Here is a 17,735-nt window from a genome sequence, read left to right as displayed (position 1 = left end):
GTTCGACCTCTAGCATCGGGGTTACGCGGGTGCATGCACGACTTCCGACAGGAAAGAAGGTTCGAGGATGCGGCCCTACCACGTCGCGATCGTGGGCTCCGGTCCATCTGGGTATTTCGCCGCGGCATCGCTGCTCAAGCTGGCTGCGGGCGGCGAGGTGGACGTGCGTGTCGACATGCTGGAGATGCTGCCGACGCCGTGGGGCCTGGTGCGCTCTGGCGTGGCGCCGGATCACCCGAAGATCAAGTCGATCAGCGCGCAGTTCGAGAAGACCGCGGCCGATCCCCGTTTCCGGTTCTACGGCAACGTCACCGTCGGCGAGCATGTCCAGCCGGCGGAACTGGCCGAACGCTATGACGCGGTGATCTACGCGATCGGTGCGCAGTCGAACCGGCACCTGGGCATCCCCGGGGAGGATCTTCCCGGCAGCGTCGCCGCGGTGGACTTCGTCGGCTGGTACAACGCACATCCGCACTTCGCCGACCACGCACCCGACCTGAGCTGCAAGCGGGCCATCGTCGTCGGCAACGGCAATGTGGCCCTGGACGTCGCCCGCATCCTGGTCAGCCAGCCCGACGAACTGCGCCGCACCGACATCGCCGACCACGCACTGGACGTGCTCGGCCCGCGCGGCGTCGAAGAGGTGGTGATCGTCGGCCGGCGCGGCCCGCTGCAGGCCACGTTCACCAGCCCGGAACTGCGCGAACTCGGCGATCTCAAGGGTCTCGACGATGTCGACGTGGTGATCGACGCCGCCGAGTTCGCCGGGATCACCGATGAGGACGTCGAGGCGGCCGCCAAGCACCCCAAGCAGAACGTCAAGGTGCTGCGCACCTATGTTGGACGCGAGATCCGCCCGGCCCATCGCCGGATCGTGTTCCGGTTCTGCACCTCTCCGATCGAGATCCGCGGCAACGGGCGGGTCGAGGAAATCGTGCTGGGACGCAACGAGTTGGTGACCGACGAGAACGGCCGGGTCAGCGCGCACGACACCGGTGAGCGCGAGGTGCTGGCGACCCAGCTGGTGGTGCGCTCGGTCGGCTACCGCGGCGTCCCGATGCCGGGATTGCCGTTCGACGAGCGCAGCTGCACCATTCCGCACACCGACGGGCGCATCGAAGGCACCAGCAACCAGTACGTGGTCGGTTGGATCAAGCGCGGACCGTCCGGGGTGATCGGTTCCAACAAGAGCGACTCACAGGCCACCGTCGACACGCTGGCCGCCGATCTGGCCGCCACCGACCTCCCCGACGTCGACGCCGACTACGAGACGCAGCTGCACCGCTGGCTGCTGTCCCGCCAGCCCGAGCTGGTCACCGCCGAACACTGGCAGCTGATCGACGCCCACGAGCGCTCGACCGGAGAGCCGCACGGCCGGCCCCGGGTCAAGGTGGTCAGCGTCGCCGAGATGCTGCGGATCGGACACGGGTCGGATGCGGCCGAGCCCTGCCCCGAGTGTGATGCGACCGCGAGTGGGAATCTGACGACGCAACACGCCGACGCGACGTCGGCCGATTCACTCTCGCGGTGACGACGGGGGCACCAGATTCCAGTTGTCCGGGTTGCGCGGCGAATACACCACCGGCAGCAGATCGCCGATGCTCGGCCAATTGCCGACATCGACCGCCAGCCGTTGGTAGACCTCATGCTCATCGATCGTGGGACCGTGCAGGACGCCGGTGATGGTGACGTACTGCAGGCCGGTGGCGTCAGGCCGCGGGCTGACACCGGTGATCAACACCGTGCCCTCTTGCGCTCCCCCACCCGGCCCCGGCCGGATGAACCGCGGCGCCACGAACGCCGCCAGGATCGCCAGCAGCAACAGCAGTGCCCAGATCTCCCACATCCGGTCATGGTAGGACTTCTGCCATGGCGCAGAGCAAAGACAATCTCGACTCACCTCTCCAAGCGGACCTCACCCTGGCACTGGCCCTGGCCGACCGTGCCGATGCGATCACCCTGGCGCGGTTCGGTGCGCTCGACCTTCGGGTCGACACCAAGCCGGATCTGACTCCGGTGACCGATGCCGATCAGGCGGTCGAGACCGCACTGCGCGAGGTGCTGGCCGCCGAGCGACCCGAGGACCAGATCCTGGGCGAGGAATTCGGCGGCACCGCCACGTTCTCCGGACGGCAATGGATCATCGACCCGATCGACGGCACCAAGAACTTCGTGCGCGGGGTTCCGGTCTGGGCCACCCTGATCGCGTTGCTCGAAGACGGCGTGCCGATCCTCGGGGCGGTCAGCGCGCCGGCGCTGCACCGGCGCTGGTGGGCGGCGCGCGGCCAGGGCGCGTTCGGGTCCGTCGGCGACGCCCCGGCACGACGGCTGTCGGTGTCCTCGGTGGCTGATGTCGAGTCGGCCAGCCTGACCTTCGCCGGTCTGACGACCTGGGCGCTGCGCGGTCTCCGGGAACAGTTCCTGGGGCTGACCGAGTCGGTGTGGCGGGCGCGCTCCTACGGCGATTTCTGGGCGTACTGCTTGCTCGCCGAGGGCGCTGTGGACATCGCCATCGAGCCGGCGGTGTCGGTGTGGGACCTGGCCGCGATCGACGTGCTGGTGCGTGAGGCGGGCGGAATCTTCACCGACCTGTCCGGCGCATCGGGGCCGCACGGCGGGAGCGCGGTGGCCGCCAACCCCGCGCTGCACGCGCAGGTGCTGGCCACCCTGACCACGGAGTAGTCCGGCGCCCGGCGGGGGCGCTGAGGACTTCGTCACACCTTACTGTCGAGTCATCTTACTTCGGAGTAAGGTGCTGTCATCGATACCTTCCCATCGAGTGAGGCTTTGACATGACTGATATCGCCCCCGCCACCAACGGCTCGAAGGTCCGCCTGAACAGCCGAGCCAGCGGCGTCGGGTCCGACCCGCACAAGCGCACCCCGATCGCGGCTGCGCTGGCGCTGGTGACTCCGCTGGTCAGCCGGGAGTTTCTGGACCGCTACCGGCTGCGGGACCCGCTCAACCGGAGTTTGAACTACGGCGTGAAGACCGTCTTCTCCGTCGCCGGCGCATCCACCCGCCAATTCAAGAAGGTCCAGGGCCTGGGCAAGGCGCCGACTCGGCTCGGCGCCCGCGGGGGCGGCGCAGACTACTTCGACCTGACCCCCGATGACGACCAGCAGATGATCATCGACACCGTCGAGGAGTTCGCGGCGGAACTGCTGCGTCCGGCGGCTCACGACGCCGACGAAGCCCTGGACTACCCCCGCGAGCTACTCGGCAAGGCCACGGAGCTCGGCATCACGGCGATCAACATCCCGGAGGACTTCGACGGGATCGCCGCACACCGTTCCGCAGTCACCAACGTGCTGGTCGCCGAGGCGCTGGCCTACGGCGACATGGGCCTGGCGCTGCCGATTCTGGCCCCCGGCGGCGTGGCTTCGGCATTGACCCACTGGGGCAGCGCCGACCAGCAGGCCACCTACCTGCCCGAGTTCGCCGGCGAGAACGTCCCGCAGGCCTGCGTGGCGATCGTCGAGCCGCATCCGCTGTTCGACCCGACCAACCTCAAGACCACCGCGGTGCGCACGCCCAGCGGCTACCGGCTGGACGGCGTGAAGTCGTTGGTCCCGGCCGCCGCCGACGCGGAACTGTTCATCGTGGCCGCCCAGCTGAACGGCAAGCCGGCCCTGTTCATCGTCGAATCCTCCGCACCGGGCCTGACCGTCAAGGCCGACCCCAGCATGGGCATTCGGGCCGCAGCCCTGGGCCAGATCGAACTGAACAAGGTATCGGTGCCGCTGAACGCCCGACTGGGCGAGGACGCCGCCGGCGACGCCGACTATTCACAGGCCATCGCGCTGTCCCGGTTGGGCTGGGCCGCGCTGGCGGTCGGTACCAGTCACGCCGTGCTCGACCACGTGATGCCCTACATCAAGGAGCGCGAAGCGTTCGGCGAGCCGATCGCCAACCGCCAGTCGGTGGCATTCATGTGCGCCAACATCGCCATCGAGCTCGACGGGCTGCGGCTGCTCACCTGGCGCGGCGCGTCGCGCTGCGAGCAGGGCCTGCCCTTCATCCGGGAAGCCGCGCTGGCCAAGCGGATCGCCACCGACAAGGGCATGCAGATCGGCCTGGACGGGGTGCAGCTGCTCGGCGGCCACGGCTACACCAAGGAGCACCCGGTCGAGCGCTGGTACCGGGATCTGCGGGCACTCGGCGTCGCCGAGGGCGTCGTGGTCATCTGAGTCATCTGAGCCATCAAGCAAACTCTGCTGCGAACACGAAAGTCTGATCATGGCAATCAATCTGGAACTGCCCCGCAAGCTGCAGGAAGTCATTGAGATGACCCATGCCGGGGCCGCCGAGATGCTGCGCCCCATCTCGCGCAAGTACGACTCGCGCGAGCACGCATACCCCGTTGAGCTGGACACCCTGGAAACCCTGTTCGACGGAGTATCGGGTACCGGCGGCAACGCGATGGCCGGCGCCGAGGCCTTCCGCGACACCGGCGAGCAGTCCGGGAACCGTAACGGGGCCAACATGGCCGCGATGCTGCAGGTGCTCGAGATGAGCTGGGGCGACGTCGCTTTAATGCTGTCGGTGCCCTACCAGGGCCTGGGTAACGCGGCGATCTCCGGTGTGGCCACCGATGAACAGCTCGCACGGCTGGGCAAGGTGTGGGCCGCGATGGCGATCACCGAGCCGAGCTTCGGCTCCGACTCCGCGGCGGTCACCACGACGGCCACCCTGGACGGCGACGAGTACGTCATCAACGGCGAGAAGATCTTCGTCACCGCCGGTTCGCGATGCACCCACATCGTGGTGTGGGCCACGCTGGACAAGGCGCTGGGGCGTGCGGCGATCAAGTCGTTCGTCGTGCCGCGCGAGCACCCGGGCGTGATCGTCGAACGCCTGGAGCACAAGCTCGGCATCAAGGCCTCCGACACCGCGGTGATCCGGTTCGACAATGCCCGCATCCCCAAGGACAACCTGCTCGGCAGCCCGGAGATCAACACCGAGAAGAGCTTCTCGGGGGTCATGGAGACCTTCGACAACACCCGGCCGATCGTGGCCGCGATGGCCGTCGGGGTGGCTCGCGCCGCACTCGAAGAGCTGCGCAAGATGCTCGCCGACGCCGGCATCAAGGTCTCCTACGACAAGCCGGCGCACGCCCAGAGCGCACCGGCCGCCGAGTTCCTGCGCATGGAGGCCGACTGGGAGTCGGCAAACCTGCTGACGCTGCGCTCGGCGTGGCAGGCCGACAACAGCATCCCCAACTCCAAAGAGGCGTCGATGGGCAAGGCCAAAGCCGGCCGGGTAGCCAGCGACATCACCCTCAAGGCCGTCGAAATGGCCGGCACCCTGGGCTATTCCGAGCAGACACTGCTGGAGAAGTGGAGCCGCGACTCGAAGATTCTGGACATCTTCGAGGGCACCCAGCAGATCCAGCTGCTGGTGGTGGCCCGCCGGCTGCTGGGCCTGAGTTCGTCCGAGCTCAAGTAGGACTGCCGAGCAGACACAGAATCGCACCCGCGGATGCCGCGAGGTGCGATTCTGTGTCTGCTCGCGGAGACCTGGCGTCTGCTACCGACCGGCCGCGATGGCGGCCATGATCGCCGCCGCCTCGTGGCTGCATACGCGCTGCAGCCCAACCGGGCCGCGACTCACGAGGTCGTCCACCCGGCGCCTGAGCTCGCCGGAGGCGACGTGGGCTTGCAGGCCCGCACCCGGGCAGGTGGTTTCCGACGTCATGTCCCGGTGACCGGCCAGGGTGTCGGTGCCGATCTGGAAGTGTTGTGCCGCCCACGCCAATACGAGTGCGGCGCTGTCGAGTTGCGCCTCCGGAACGTCCTGCTCGTCGAAATTTCCTTCGCACAGCAGAAGGAAGTGCCCGGTCGGGTCGTAGTCGGTCGCGGTGTCGCCGACCAGGCCGGTGTCCCGCAGCTCGAAGATGTTGCCGCCAAGGTCGATTCCCACGTGGTAGGCGATGTCGATCCAGCCCTTCTCGTCTTGGTGGTATCGCTGGTGCTGGCGGAAACGCTCGGCGATAGTCCGGTTGTCACTCAGCACGACGCCGGAATGGTGGATCGTCATCCGGCTTATGGTGTGGGGCCGCCCACCGGGCAGCGCGGGCCGCGCGCCCCAAGCGTCGCGGCACAGCAGCACCCCGGAGGTCAGAATCGGCTCGACGGTGGGCGGCGCCACGGCAGGGGGTTCCGCGACCGCTTCGGTCGGCGCACCGGACTCCGGCGACGGAACGGGATTCGGTGCGGTTCCGGATTCAGCGCCACGCTGGGCCGTCGTCCGGTCCGAACATGCGCCGACTGCCATGGCCAGCCCTGACGCCCCAGCCAGTTGCAGCAGCCGTCGTCGACTCGGGTCCATGACGTCACACGATACGGCGGCAGGCACTGCTGAACCCTGCGGTTGGCGTGGCGAGTACAGGCGCCACAGCAACTCTTGCCTCCGACCGAAACAAAAAGTAAAGTCACTTTTACTTTTTTGGTCCGATCACCGGGAGTCGCCGATGGAATCCTTCGTCCACCTGCGCAAAGGCACCACTCCGCGCCGCATACATGCCGACCTCGACGGCCTCAAAGACGACGAGCTGGGCCGGGGTGGCTTCAGCGGGCGTACCGCGAACATGTACCGGCGCCACGACCCCACCGCCTACCGAGCCGAAGGCCCGCTGCGGCCCGTCGACGTGCTCGCCGCACAGCTGCAACCGGCGGACGCCACCGACCCGGCGGGCCATCCGCTGCGGCTGTTCGACAACGCCGACTGCCGGATCTCGCTGTCTCGACGCTCGGCCGAGATGCCGTTTCACGTCCGCTATGTCGACGGCGACCTGCTCTGCTTCGTGCACACCGGGGCTGGCCGGTTGGAGACCGAGTTCGGGCCGCTGGACTACCGCGAAGGCGACTGGCTGTATCTGCCCAAGGCGACCACCTGGCGACAGCTTCCCGCGTCGGAGACGACGTTGCTGATGATCGAGGCCACCGACGAGTTCCGGTTGCCCCCGCCGGGACCGCTGGGCCGGCACTTCCCGTTCGACCCGTCGCTGGTGGTGATCCCCGAACCCGCCCCCATCGAAGATGACGGGCGAGACCGCTACGAGGTCCGGTTGATCCATCGGGGTGGCCCGACAAGGCTGTACTACCAACATAATCCGATCGACGTAGAAGGCTGGCGCGGGGACAACTTCGCCTTCTCCTTCAACATCGCCGACTACAACGTGGTGACGTCGGACAGCGTGCACCTGCCCCCGACGGTGCACCTGTTCATGCAGGCCACCGGGGTGTACGTGATGAACTTTCTGCCCAAGCCCGCCGAAACGGTGCCGGGCACCGAACGCACGCCGTGGTATCACCGCAACGTCGACTACGACGAGATCGCGTTCTTCCACGGCGGATCGCTGTACGGGATCCCGATGCCACCCGGCCTGATCAGCCACGCCCCGCAGGGCGTGCACCACGGCGCGCCGGAGAAGGCCCGCGAGCGGGCGCGCCGCAAGTTCGACGACTATCAGCGGGTGGACTGGCAGGTCATCGCCATCGACACCCGACGCCGCCTCACCCCGTCACCGGAAGTTCTCGCCGCCGACCTAGGACAACACGCATGATCACCAAGCACGACTACGAGCGAATCCCCTACCTGATTGCCTACCAGAACAATTCGGGCGTCCGCGACGTCTACGGCGGCGTCGCCGAGCTGGTGGTGCTGGAGAGCTACCTGCTGCGGCCGAAGAACACCCCGAGTGACACCGTGCTGGTGTTCATGCATCCCATCGGTGGCGGCGCGTACCTGCCGATGGTCAACGCACTGGCCCGCGCCAGGCACCACGTCATCTACTGCAACAGCCGATTCCGCGGCACCGACTCGGCGCTGCTGATGGAGAAGGTGGTCGAAGACCTCGGCGAATGCATCAAAGACGCCAAGAACCGACTCGGTTATTCCAAAGTGGTGCTGGCCGGATGGAGCGGCGGCGGCTCACTGTCGCTGTTCTACCAGCAGCAGGCGCAGCATCCGACGGTGACGGCGAGCCCGTCCGGGGACGGACCGGATCTGACCAAGCTCAACCTGATCCCGGCCGACGGTGTGCTGCTGCTGGCCGCCCACATCAGCCGGCACGGCACCCTGACCGAATGGCTGGACGCGTCGATTCTCGACGAGTCCGATCCGGCGAACCGCGATCCGGAGCTGGATCTCTACAACCCGGACAACCCCAACCAGCCGCCGTACAGCGCGGAATTCCTGGACCGCTACCGGGCCGCCCAGATCGACCGGAATCGCCGGATCACCGCCTGGGTCAAGGCGAAGCTGGCCGAGCTCAAGGCGGCGGGGCGTCCCGAGGATGAGTTCGCGTTCGTGGTGCACGGGACCATGGCCGACCCACGCTGGCTGGATCCGGCGGTGGACCCCAACGACCGCACGCCGGGTAGCTGCTATCTGGGGGATCCGCAGGTGGTGAACATGGGCCCGGTCGGCCTGGCGCGGTTCTGCACGCTGCGCAGTTGGCTGTCGCAGTGGAGCTACGACGACGCCCATGCTGACGGGGTGGACTGCGGCAACGACATCACGGTGCCCACGCTGGTGATCGGCAACATGGCCGACGACGCCTGCACCCCCAGCCACACCCGCCGGCTCTTCGAGGCGATCGGCACCGGCGACAAGGAGATGCATGAAATCCCCGGCGCCAACCACTATTACGCCGGTCCCGACCAGCGTGATGCGCTGCGACAGGCCGTGCAGATCGTCAGTGATTGGCTGGCCGAGCACGATTTCGTAGGCTCGTCGGCATGACCACACCCACGGGCGCGCTCGACGGCATCCGTGTCCTTGAGCTCGGCACGCTGATCTCCGGGCCGTTCGCCGGGCGACTGCTCGGCGACATGGGCGCCGAGGTCATCAAAGTCGAGCTGCCCGGCAAACCCGACCCGTTGCGCACCTGGGGGCAGGCCGAAGTCGACGGGCACCACTTCTTCTGGACCGTGCACGCCCGCAACAAGAAGGCCGTCACCCTGGACCTGCGCGCCGAGCGGGGCCGGGAACTGTTCCTGGAACTCATCGAGCAAACCGACATCGTCGTGGAGAACTTCCGGCCCGGCACCCTGGAGCGCTGGGGACTGGGATTCGATGCGCTGCGGCAACGCAACAAAGGCATCATCCTGGTGCGGGTCTCCGGGTACGGACAGACCGGACCGGACGCGCACAAGGCCGGCTACGCCTCGGTCGCCGAGGCGGCCAGCGGGCTGCGGCACATGAACGGCTTTGCGGGCGGTCCACCGCCGCGGCTGGCGCTGTCCCTCGGTGACAGCCTGGCCGGGATGTTCGCCGCGCAAGGCGCGCTCGCCGCCCTGTACCGGCGCACGGTCACCGGCGAGGGCCAGGTGGTCGATGTCGCCCTGACCGAATCCTGCTTGGCCATCCAGGAATCCACCATCCCCGACTACGACGTCGGAGGTGTGGTGCGCGGGCCGTCGGGCACCCGCCTGGAAGGCATCGCCCCGTCAAACATCTACCAGGCGGCCGACGGCAGCTGGGTGGTGATCGCCGCCAACCAGGACAGCGTGTTCGCCCGGCTGTGCGCGGCCATGGGCCAACCGGAGCTGGCGACCGACCCGCGGTTCGCCGATCACGGTGCGCGCGGCCGCAACCAGGACGAACTGGACACCATCATCGGGAAGTGGGCCGCGCAGCGAGCACCCGAGGACATCATCGCGACGCTGAGCGACGCCGGGGTGATCGCCGGGCCGATCAACACCGTCGCCGAGGTGGTCAACGACCCGCAGCTGCGGGCCCGCGGCATGCTCGCCGCGCACTGGGACGAAGGCGCCGAGCGCACGGTGCTGGGCCCCGGGATCATCCCGGTGCTCTCCGAAACGCCGGGCGGAATCCGCAACGCCGGCTCGGCCCGGCCCGGCCAGCACAACGACGAGGTCTACACCGGCCTGCTGAAGAAGACCGCCGCGGAGTTGGCGGCCCTGCGCACCGAGGGGGTGCTGTGAGCACACTGCCCGCCCAGGTCACCATCCGCGAAGTGGCGCTGCGCGACGGACTACAGATCGAGCAGCCGATCCCGTTGAGCGCCAAGCTCGAACTGTTGGCCGCGATCGCCGCCACCGGAGTGCGCGAGGTCGAGGTGACCTCGTTCGTCTCACCGACCAAGGTTCCGGCACTGGCCGACGCCGCCGAACTCGCCGCCGAACTGTGGCGATACCCCGACCTCGAATTCTCCGCGCTGGTCGCCAGCCCCGGTGGCGCCGCCCGGGCGGTGGCCGCCGGCCTGAAGTCGATCGAGTACGTGGTGTGTGCCTCGGACACGTTCAGTACCCGCAACGTCGGCCGGGTCACCGCGGAGGCCGTCTCCGCCATCTCCGACATCGCCGGGATCGCCCATGAGGCCGGCGCGTCGGTCGAGATCATCATCGCCACCTCGTGGGACTGCCCCTTCGACGGGCCGACACCGCCACAGCGCGTCACCGAGATCGCCGAGTCGGCGAGAGCGTTCGGGGTCGACCGGCTGGCCATCGCCGACACCATCGGTACCGCCACGCCCCGGCGGGTCACCGACCTGATCGCGGCGGTACAGCCGATCATCGGCGACATCCCGCTGGGGGCGCACTTCCACAACACCCGCGGCGCGGGGCTGGCCTGCGCCTACGCAGCGGTTCAGGCGGGCATCACCCGGCTCGACGCCTCGGCCGGCGGCCTGGGCGGGTGCCCGTTCGCCCCTGGAGCCACCGGCAATATCGCCACCGAGGACCTGGCCTACCTGCTCGGTGACTGCGGCATCGACACCGGGATCGACCTGGATGCCGCGATCGCCGCGGCCGGGGTGGCCAGTTCGGTCGTCGGGCACGGACTGCCCAGCGCGCTGCTGGCCGCCGGGGACCGGAAGCGGGCCTGAACAGGCGATGACAAGCCAGCGTGAGCTCAGCACGAAAGGGCGCCAAACCCGCGGGGCGATCGAGCAGGCCGCCCGGGAACTGTTTGCCGAACGCGGTTTTCACGGCACCACGCTGGCCGACATCACATCCACGGCCGGTAAGTCCACGGCCGTGCTGTACCGGTATTTCAGCGACAAGGAGGATCTGCTGGCCGCGCTGGCGGAGTCGTTTCTGACCGACGTGGTGGAGCCGTCGGGGCTGAAGATGCGGCTGCCGGACTCCCCACAGGACACCGAGTTCTTCACCTCGGTGGTCAGCGCCTACTGGAGCATGTTCAAGCAGAACATCGGCGTGATGATCGGGGTTGCGCAGCTGGCCGCGACCAGTGCGCGATTCGCCGCGCTGCAGAACGAATTCCGCCGGTTCGGCATGGAGATCGTGGCCGCTTCGGTCCGGCGCGCCCAGCAGCAGGGCCACGGTCTGGACCTCGACCCCGACCACATCGCAGCAGCCATCGCGTTGCTGTTCGAGAACTTCACCGTCGTCTTCGTCGGCCCCTCAGGGCCGGGCTGGCGAATCAGCGACAGCGACGCCATCACGACGTTGTCGACGATCTGGAGAAAGACCCTGTACGGCTGTTGAGCACCGACAACTGAAGGAATCACCATGGACTTCACACTGCCCGAACACCTTCCCGGGCTGCTCGCCGAGATGGACGACTTCATCGAGCGCGAGATCGCCCCGCTGCAGGCCGACAACATGCAGTACTTCGACCACCGGCGAGAGTTCGCCCGCACCGATGTCGAGCAGGGCGGCATCCCCCGCCGCGAGTGGGAGGAACTGCTCGGCGAGATGCGCCGCCGGGCCGATGCCGCGGGCTGGCTGCGCTACGGGCTGCCGTCGTCACTGGGCGGCCGGGACGGAACCAACGTCGACATGGCGGTGATCCGGGAGCACTTGGCGCACAAGGGGCTCGGCTTGCACAACGATCTGCAGGACGAGTCGTCGATCGTCGGGAACTTCCCGCAGGTGATCATGATGGAGCGGTTCGGCACCGACGAGCAGCGCCGCGAGTTCTCGCAAGCCATGATCACCGGCGAGCGGTCGATGGCCTTCGGCCTGACCGAGCCGGACCACGGTTCGGATGCGACCTGGATGGAGACCCGCGCCGAACTCGACGGTGACACCTGGGTGATCAACGGCGCCAAGCGATTCAACACCGGAGTGCACAGGGCCACCCACGACCTGGTGTTCGCGCGCACGTCCGGCGAGGACGGGTCAGCGCGCGGCATCACCGCGTTCCTGGTGCCCACCGACACACCGGGCTTCACCGTCCCGTTCTACTGGTGGACGTTCAACATGCCCACCGACCACGGCGAGGTCGAACTGCGCGATGTGCGGGTGCCCGCCGATGCGGTGCTCGGTGAGGTGGACGGCGGCCTGGACGTAGCGCAGACGTTCTTGCACGAGAACCGGATCCGCCAGGCCGCCTCCAGCCTGGGTGCCGCACAGTACTGCATCGACCGCGCCGCCGAATACGCCCGGAAGCGCATCGTGTTCGGCAAGCCGCTGTCGGTCAACCAAGCGGTGCAGTGGCCGCTGGCCGAGCTGGCCACCGAGGCCCAGATGGTGCGACTGCTGGTGAATTACGCCGCTTGGCATCTGGACCGCGACCACCACTTAGAGGTCTCCGACAAGGTGTCGATGGCCAACTACCGCGCCAACCGGCTGGTGTGCGAGGCCGCCGACCGGGCCATCCAGGTGTACGGCGGGCTGGGCTACACCCGCCACGAGCAGTTCGAGCACATCTACCGGCACCATCGCCGCTACCGAATCACCGAGGGCGCCGAGGAGATCCAGATCCGCCGGGTCGCCCAGCGACTGTTCGGGTTCGACCGCCGCCGATGACCGTCGACCAGTTGGCGGACCGGCTTTCGCAAGTGCTGGCACCGGTTTTGGGTCCGGTCGCAGTCGAAGGCCTGCGCGCCCTGACCGGTGGCGCCAGCCGGACCACCTGGGCTTTCGACGCCGTCTTGGAGAAGGGCCTCGGGACGGACCAGCGCAGGTCGCTGATCCTGCGCACCGGCCCGGTCGAGGAGCTCAACGCCACCATGGAGCTGGAAGCGCACGCACAGCGCGCCGCGGCGAACGCCGGCGCTCCGGTACCGGCCGTGCTGGTTGCCGATAATTCTCCTGCGGCACTGGGAAATCCGTACCTGATCTGCGATGAGGTCGCGGGCGAGACGGTGGTTCGCCGGATCGAGCGCCGGCTCGACCGAGCCGATGGACAAGCCGGACGCGCACACCTGCTGCACCAGTGCGCGCAGGCGTTGGCCGCCATCCACCGCGCCGACCCCGACGGTATCGCGCTGAGCGCCGAGGACCAGCTCAGCGCCTGCCGCAACCAGCTGGACACGCTGCCCAACACCACGGCCCCCTTCGAATGGGCGCTACGGCGGCTGGCCGCCGACCGGCCACCGCCCGCACCGGCCCGGCTGGTGCACGGCGATTTCCGGATGGGCAACCTGATGGTGTCCGACGGCGGTGACCTGGCGGCGGTGCTGGACTGGGAACTGGTGCATCTCGGTGACGCCTGCGAGGACCTCGCCTGGTTCTGTGTGCGGGCTTGGCGGTTCGGTGCGCCGGTCGATCGCGCCGCCGGCGGACTGGGCGGCATCGACGCCTTGCTGGACGCGTACGAACGGGCCGGTGGCGGGCACGTCGACCCGGACCGGTTCGACTGGTGGCTGCTGCTGAGCACACTGCGCTGGGGAATCATCTGCCGCTACCAGGCGCAGCGGCACCTGAGCGGCCAAACCCGCTCGGTGGAGCTGGCCACCATCGGCCGGCGGGTCTCCGAAAACGAATGGGACCTGCTGCGACTGCTCGACGGGGTCCGGCCGTGACCGCCGGGGGCCGCCGGCCCACCGCCGCCGAACTCGTCGCCGCGGTCACCGAATTCCTCGACACGGCGTTCGTCAACCGAGACGCACAGACCGCCACCGACGGGCAAGTCCGATTCCACGCTCGGGTGGCCGCCAACGCGTTGCGCATCGTCGAACGCGAGCTGCGTGATACCTCCGCCGGTGTCACCACGCAGGCGCTGGCCGAACTGGGTTTCGCCGACGAACAAACACTGGCGGCCGCGATCCGGGCCGGCGATCTCGACGATCGGGCCGAGGCGCTCACCGCCTGCTTGTACACCCTGGTAGAGCACCGACTGGCGATCGATCACCCGGGATACGCCCAATAGTCGCTAGAGTCGCTGCGCGACAATCACTTCGACGGGCCTGCGCCAAACCCGCCGTATCGGCGTGGCCCGGGCAGTAGCATCGGCACCGTGTCCGACTCCAATGCCACGCTGCGAATCCTTGTCTACAGTGACGACGCCGCGACCCGTGCACGGGTTGTGACCGCGTTGGGCAAGCACCTTCACCCAGACCTGCCGGAGCTCAGCTATGTCGAGGTCGCGACGGAGCCGGTGGTGATCCGGCAGATGGATGCCGGCGGAATCGACCTCGCCGTCCTGGACGGGGAAGCGGTTCCGGCCGGGGGCATGGGCATCTGCAAACAACTCAAGGACGAGATCACGCCGTGCCCGCCCATCGTGGTGCTCACCGGCCGCGCCGACGACGTCTGGCTGGCGAGGTGGTCACACGCCGACGCGGCGGTGGCACACCCGGTGGACCCGATGGAATTGAGCCGCACAGTCCTGGGGCTACTGCGCACCCCTGCGCCGAGTTAGGTAAGCCTCAGAACACGAATTCCCCTGTCGCCGTTGACCGCTACAGGTGATGCCTGTCACAGTTGACGGCAATTTGGGATTCTTCGCAACCGCCTGGTGACCGCACGTTAGGCTGTGCTGGAACTCACATCGGCGCCCGGAAGGGAACTACGTCACTGAGCATGAACCTGTATCTCCCGATCCTGGTACTCGCCGCGCTTGCCGCCGGTTTTGCCGGATTTTCCGTGGTCATCACCGCGCTGGTCGGCCCGTCGCGCTACAACCGGTCGAAACTGGAACCGTACGAATGCGGCATCGAACCCACCGACCAGCCGGTGAGCGGGCCACATGCCGCGCCCGGGCAGCGGTTCCCGGTGAAGTACTACCTGACCGCGATGCTGTTCATTGTCTTCGACATCGAGATCGTTTTTCTCTACCCCTGGGCTGTCGCCTTCGACGGGCTCGGGGTGTTCGCCGTCATCGAAATGGTGCTGTTCGCACTCGTCGTCTTCGTCGCCTACGCCTATGTCTGGCGGCGCGGCGGCCTGAACTGGGATTGATTTGGAGTAGGCGGGCTTATGGGATTAGAAGAACAGCTCCCGAGCGGTTTCCTGCTGTCCACGGTGGAGGACCTGGCCGGGTATTTCCGCAAGGGATCGCTGTGGCCGGCGACCTTCGGGCTGGCCTGTTGCGCGATCGAGATGATGTCGTCGATGGCGCCCGACTACGACATCTCCCGGTTCGGCATGGAGGTGTTCCGGGCCTCGCCGCGCCAGGCCGACCTGATGATCGTGGCCGGCCGGGTCAGCCAGAAGATGGCACCGGTGCTGCGGCAGATTTACGACCAGATGGTGGAGCCCAAGTGGGTGCTGTCGATGGGCGTGTGCGCGTCGTCGGGCGGGATGTTCAACAACTACGCGATCGTGCAGGGCGTGGACCATGTCGTCCCGGTCGACATCTACCTGCCTGGCTGCCCGCCCCGGCCGGAGATGTTGATGTACGCAATCCTCAAGCTGCACGAGAAGATTCGCACCATGCCACTGGGTGCTAACCGGGAGCAGGTGATCACCGCGACCGAAGAAGCGGCCTTGTCGGCCCCGTCCACCTGGCAGATGAGGGGGTTGCTGCGGTGAGCGAGGTGAACGAGCCGGACCGGGGCGACGCCGGGGATGTGATCAAGGTCCGCCACGGCCTGTTCGGTGCGGCGGGTAGCGGTGACACCTCCGGGTACGGGCACCTGGTGACCGAGGTCGCACTACCCGGGGAAACTCCACGGCCCTACGGCGGATATTTTGACGAACTCGTCGACACCCTCACCGAGGCGCTGCAGCGCAACGGCATCGAATACGCCGATGCCATAGAGAAAGTGGTGGTGTACCGCGGCGAGCTGACCCTGTACGTGCATCGGGCGCACCTACCGGCGGTGGCGAGGGTGCTGCGCGACGAGCCGGCGCTGCGCTTCGAACTGAGCCTCGGGGTCTCCGGCGTGCACTACCCCGGTGACGCCGACCGCGAACTGCACGCGGTCTACCCGCTGCGGTCCATCACCCACAACCGCCGCGTGCGCCTCGAAGTCGCTGCCCCCGACGCAGATCCACACATTCCGTCGCTGTTCGACATCTACCCCACCACCGACTGGCATGAGCGTGAGACCTACGACTTCTTCGGGATCATCTTCGACGGCCACCCCTCGCTGACCCGGATCGAGATGCCCGACGACTGGCACGGCCATCCCCAACGCAAGGACTATCCGTTGGGCGGCATCCCCGTCGAGTACAAGGGCGCGCAGATACCGCCGCCAGACCAGCGGAGGGCCTACAAGTAGATGAGCACCGACACGCCCCGCAAGGTCCTGAACGTCGGCGGGCAGGAATGGGACCAGGTGGTCGAGGCGGCCAAGGCCGCCGATCCCGGTGAACGCATCGTCGTCAACATGGGTCCCCAGCACCCGTCGACGCACGGCGTGCTGCGCCTGATTCTCGAACTCGACGGCGAAACGGTGACCGAAGCCCGTTGCGGCATAGGCTATCTGCACACCGGCATCGAAAAGAACCTGGAAAGCCGTTACTGGACCCAGGGCGTCACGTTCGTGACGCGGATGGACTACCTGTCACCGTTCTTCAACGAGGTCGCCTACTGCCTCGGGGTGGAGAAGCTGCTCGGCATCACCGACGATATCCCGAAGCGCGCCAGCACCATCCGGGTGCTGATGATGGAGCTCAACCGCATCTCCTCGCACCTGGTCGCGCTCGCGACCGGTGGCATGGAACTCGGGGCGCTCTCGGTGATGCTGTTCGGTTTCCGGGAACGCGAGCTGGTGCTCGACATCTTCGAAGCGATCACCGGCCTGCGGATGAACCATCAGTACATCCGGCCCGGCGGGGTGTCGGTGGACCTGCCCGACGAGGTGATCCCCCAGATCCGTGACTTCCTCAAGCTGATGCCTGAGCGGCTCAAGGACATCGAGGACCTGCTCACCGAGAACTACATCTGGAAGGCCCGCACCAAGGGCGTGGGATACCTGGACCTGACCGGGTGCATGGCGCTGGGCATCACCGGGCCGGTCCTGCGGTCGACGGGTCTGCCCTATGACGTGCGCCGCGTGGAGCCCTATTGCGGCTATCAGGACTACGAATTCGATGTGATCACCGATGACGGTTGTGACGCCTACGGCCGCTACCTGATCCGCATCGCGGAGATCAAGGAGTCCCTGAAAATCGTCGAGCAATGTACAGAGAGATTGGCCAGGTTGCACGGCGATCCCGTCATGGTCGAAGACCGCAAGATCGCCTGGCCGGGCGATCTGAAGGTCGGCCCCGACGGGCAGGGCAACTCCAAGGAGCACATCGCCTGGATCATGGGCCACTCGATGGAGGGTTTGATCCACCACTTCAAGCGGGTCACCGAGGATCTGTGGGTGCCGCCGGGTCAGGTGTTCGTCTCGGTCGAGTCGCCCCGCGGCGAACTCGGGGTGCACATGGTCAGCGACGGGGGCACCCGGCCTTACCGGGTGCACTACCGGGATCCCTCGTTCACCAACCTGCAGGCCGTCGCCGCCATGAGCGAGGGCGCGCTGATCGCCGACGTGATCGGCGCGGTCGCCAGCATCGACCCGGTCATGGGTGGGGTGGACCGGTGAGCGCGGCAGGCGGCGAGGTCGATCGGACCGGCGTCAA

At 67.5% G+C, this 17,735-nt stretch carries 19 protein-coding genes; 17 read left to right on the top strand and 2 right to left on the bottom strand.

From position 1 onward, the window contains the following. The first annotated feature begins 67 nt into the window (after positions 1-67). Positions 68-1,531: an FAD-dependent oxidoreductase gene (locus AWC16_RS08905; RefSeq protein WP_085264391.1), complete on the top strand. Its 1,464-nt coding sequence runs from the start codon at positions 68-70 to the stop codon at positions 1,529-1,531. Here AWC16_RS08905 and AWC16_RS08900 read toward each other — a convergent pair. After that, a complete protein-coding gene (locus AWC16_RS08900; RefSeq protein ID WP_085264390.1) occupies positions 1,517-1,846 on the bottom strand; it encodes a hypothetical protein in 330 nt (109 codons plus the stop codon). The genes AWC16_RS08905 and AWC16_RS08900 overlap by 15 nt on opposite strands. A gap of 23 nt (positions 1,847-1,869) precedes the next feature. Between AWC16_RS08900 and hisN the strand changes: the two genes are divergently transcribed. The 3 genes from hisN to AWC16_RS08885 all read left to right on the top strand — a co-directional run bounded on the left by hisN (position 1,870) and on the right by AWC16_RS08885 (position 5,448). Beyond that, positions 1,870-2,682 (top strand): histidinol-phosphatase, encoded by an 813-nt coding sequence (gene hisN, locus AWC16_RS08895; protein WP_085264389.1) that lies wholly within the window; start codon positions 1,870-1,872, stop codon positions 2,680-2,682. 110 nt (positions 2,683-2,792) lie between these two features. Beyond that, positions 2,793-4,190 carry an acyl-CoA dehydrogenase family protein gene (locus AWC16_RS08890; protein ID WP_085264388.1) on the top strand — a complete coding sequence of 466 codons (1,398 nt, stop codon included), beginning with the start codon at positions 2,793-2,795 and terminating at the stop codon, positions 4,188-4,190. Between the two features lie 49 nt (positions 4,191-4,239). Continuing rightward, on the top strand, positions 4,240-5,448 hold the full coding sequence (locus AWC16_RS08885; RefSeq protein ID WP_085264387.1) for an acyl-CoA dehydrogenase family protein: 1,209 nt from the start codon (positions 4,240-4,242) through the stop codon (positions 5,446-5,448). A gap of 81 nt (positions 5,449-5,529) precedes the next feature. On the opposite strand, the gene AWC16_RS08880 is transcribed toward AWC16_RS08885, so the two are convergent. Then, entirely contained in the window at positions 5,530-6,330 is an 801-nt protein-coding gene (locus AWC16_RS08880) for a peptidoglycan recognition protein family protein (RefSeq protein WP_234812182.1), read from the bottom strand. Positions 6,331-6,472: 142 nt separating this feature from the next. Between AWC16_RS08880 and AWC16_RS08875 the strand changes: the two genes are divergently transcribed. The 13 genes from AWC16_RS08875 (at position 6,473) to AWC16_RS08815 (ending at position 17,698) form a co-directional block, all read left to right on the top strand. Further along, positions 6,473-7,567 carry a homogentisate 1,2-dioxygenase gene (locus AWC16_RS08875; RefSeq protein WP_085264385.1) on the top strand — a complete coding sequence of 365 codons (1,095 nt, stop codon included), beginning with the start codon at positions 6,473-6,475 and terminating at the stop codon, positions 7,565-7,567. Beyond that, positions 7,564-8,748 (top strand): alpha/beta hydrolase family protein, encoded by a 1,185-nt coding sequence (locus AWC16_RS08870; protein ID WP_085264384.1) that lies wholly within the window; start codon positions 7,564-7,566, stop codon positions 8,746-8,748. The genes AWC16_RS08875 and AWC16_RS08870 overlap by 4 nt, the downstream gene beginning before the upstream one ends. After that, positions 8,745-9,953 (top strand): CaiB/BaiF CoA transferase family protein, encoded by a 1,209-nt coding sequence (locus AWC16_RS08865; protein WP_085264383.1) that lies wholly within the window; start codon positions 8,745-8,747, stop codon positions 9,951-9,953. The genes AWC16_RS08870 and AWC16_RS08865 overlap by 4 nt, the downstream gene beginning before the upstream one ends. Next, positions 9,950-10,855 carry a hydroxymethylglutaryl-CoA lyase gene (locus tag AWC16_RS08860; protein ID WP_085264382.1) on the top strand — a complete coding sequence of 302 codons (906 nt, stop codon included), beginning with the start codon at positions 9,950-9,952 and terminating at the stop codon, positions 10,853-10,855. Before AWC16_RS08865 ends, AWC16_RS08860 begins: the two co-directional genes overlap by 4 nt. Before the next feature lie 7 nt (positions 10,856-10,862). Beyond that, positions 10,863-11,477 carry a TetR/AcrR family transcriptional regulator gene (locus tag AWC16_RS08855; protein WP_085264381.1) on the top strand — a complete coding sequence of 205 codons (615 nt, stop codon included), beginning with the start codon at positions 10,863-10,865 and terminating at the stop codon, positions 11,475-11,477. A 24-nt stretch (positions 11,478-11,501) separates the two neighbouring features. Beyond that, complete coding sequence (locus tag AWC16_RS08850) at positions 11,502-12,743, top strand: acyl-CoA dehydrogenase family protein (RefSeq protein WP_085264380.1); 1,242 nt, start codon at positions 11,502-11,504, stop codon at positions 12,741-12,743. Then, on the top strand, positions 12,740-13,741 hold the full coding sequence (locus AWC16_RS08845) for a phosphotransferase family protein (protein ID WP_085264379.1): 1,002 nt from the start codon (positions 12,740-12,742) through the stop codon (positions 13,739-13,741). The genes AWC16_RS08850 and AWC16_RS08845 overlap by 4 nt, the downstream gene beginning before the upstream one ends. Then, a complete protein-coding gene (locus AWC16_RS24285) occupies positions 13,738-14,088 on the top strand; it encodes a DUF6285 domain-containing protein (RefSeq protein ID WP_234812181.1) in 351 nt (116 codons plus the stop codon). The genes AWC16_RS08845 and AWC16_RS24285 overlap by 4 nt, the downstream gene beginning before the upstream one ends. Before the next feature lie 87 nt (positions 14,089-14,175). Then, positions 14,176-14,580: an Rv3143 family two-component system response regulator gene (locus tag AWC16_RS08835; RefSeq protein ID WP_085264377.1), complete on the top strand. Its 405-nt coding sequence runs from the start codon at positions 14,176-14,178 to the stop codon at positions 14,578-14,580. A gap of 161 nt (positions 14,581-14,741) precedes the next feature. After that, complete coding sequence (locus tag AWC16_RS08830; protein WP_085264376.1) at positions 14,742-15,119, top strand: NADH-quinone oxidoreductase subunit A; 378 nt, start codon at positions 14,742-14,744, stop codon at positions 15,117-15,119. A gap of 18 nt (positions 15,120-15,137) precedes the next feature. Then, positions 15,138-15,692, top strand: coding sequence for a NuoB/complex I 20 kDa subunit family protein (locus AWC16_RS08825; protein WP_085264375.1), 555 nt, complete (start codon positions 15,138-15,140; stop codon positions 15,690-15,692). Beyond that, positions 15,689-16,384, top strand: coding sequence for an NADH-quinone oxidoreductase subunit C (locus tag AWC16_RS08820; protein WP_085264374.1), 696 nt, complete (start codon positions 15,689-15,691; stop codon positions 16,382-16,384). Before AWC16_RS08825 ends, AWC16_RS08820 begins: the two co-directional genes overlap by 4 nt. Next, positions 16,385-17,698, top strand: a complete 1,314-nt coding sequence (locus AWC16_RS08815) for an NADH-quinone oxidoreductase subunit D (RefSeq protein ID WP_085264373.1) — start codon at positions 16,385-16,387, stop codon at positions 17,696-17,698. Positions 17,699-17,735: the final 37 nt, after the last annotated feature.

Origin of the sequence: Mycolicibacter longobardus, from assembly GCF_002102265.1 — a bacterium.
Taxonomy (GTDB): Bacteria; Actinomycetota; Actinomycetes; order Mycobacteriales; family Mycobacteriaceae; genus Mycobacterium; species Mycobacterium longobardum.
Note: the sequence above shows the minus strand (reverse complement) of the source record. Positions and strands in the feature narration are given on the sequence as shown.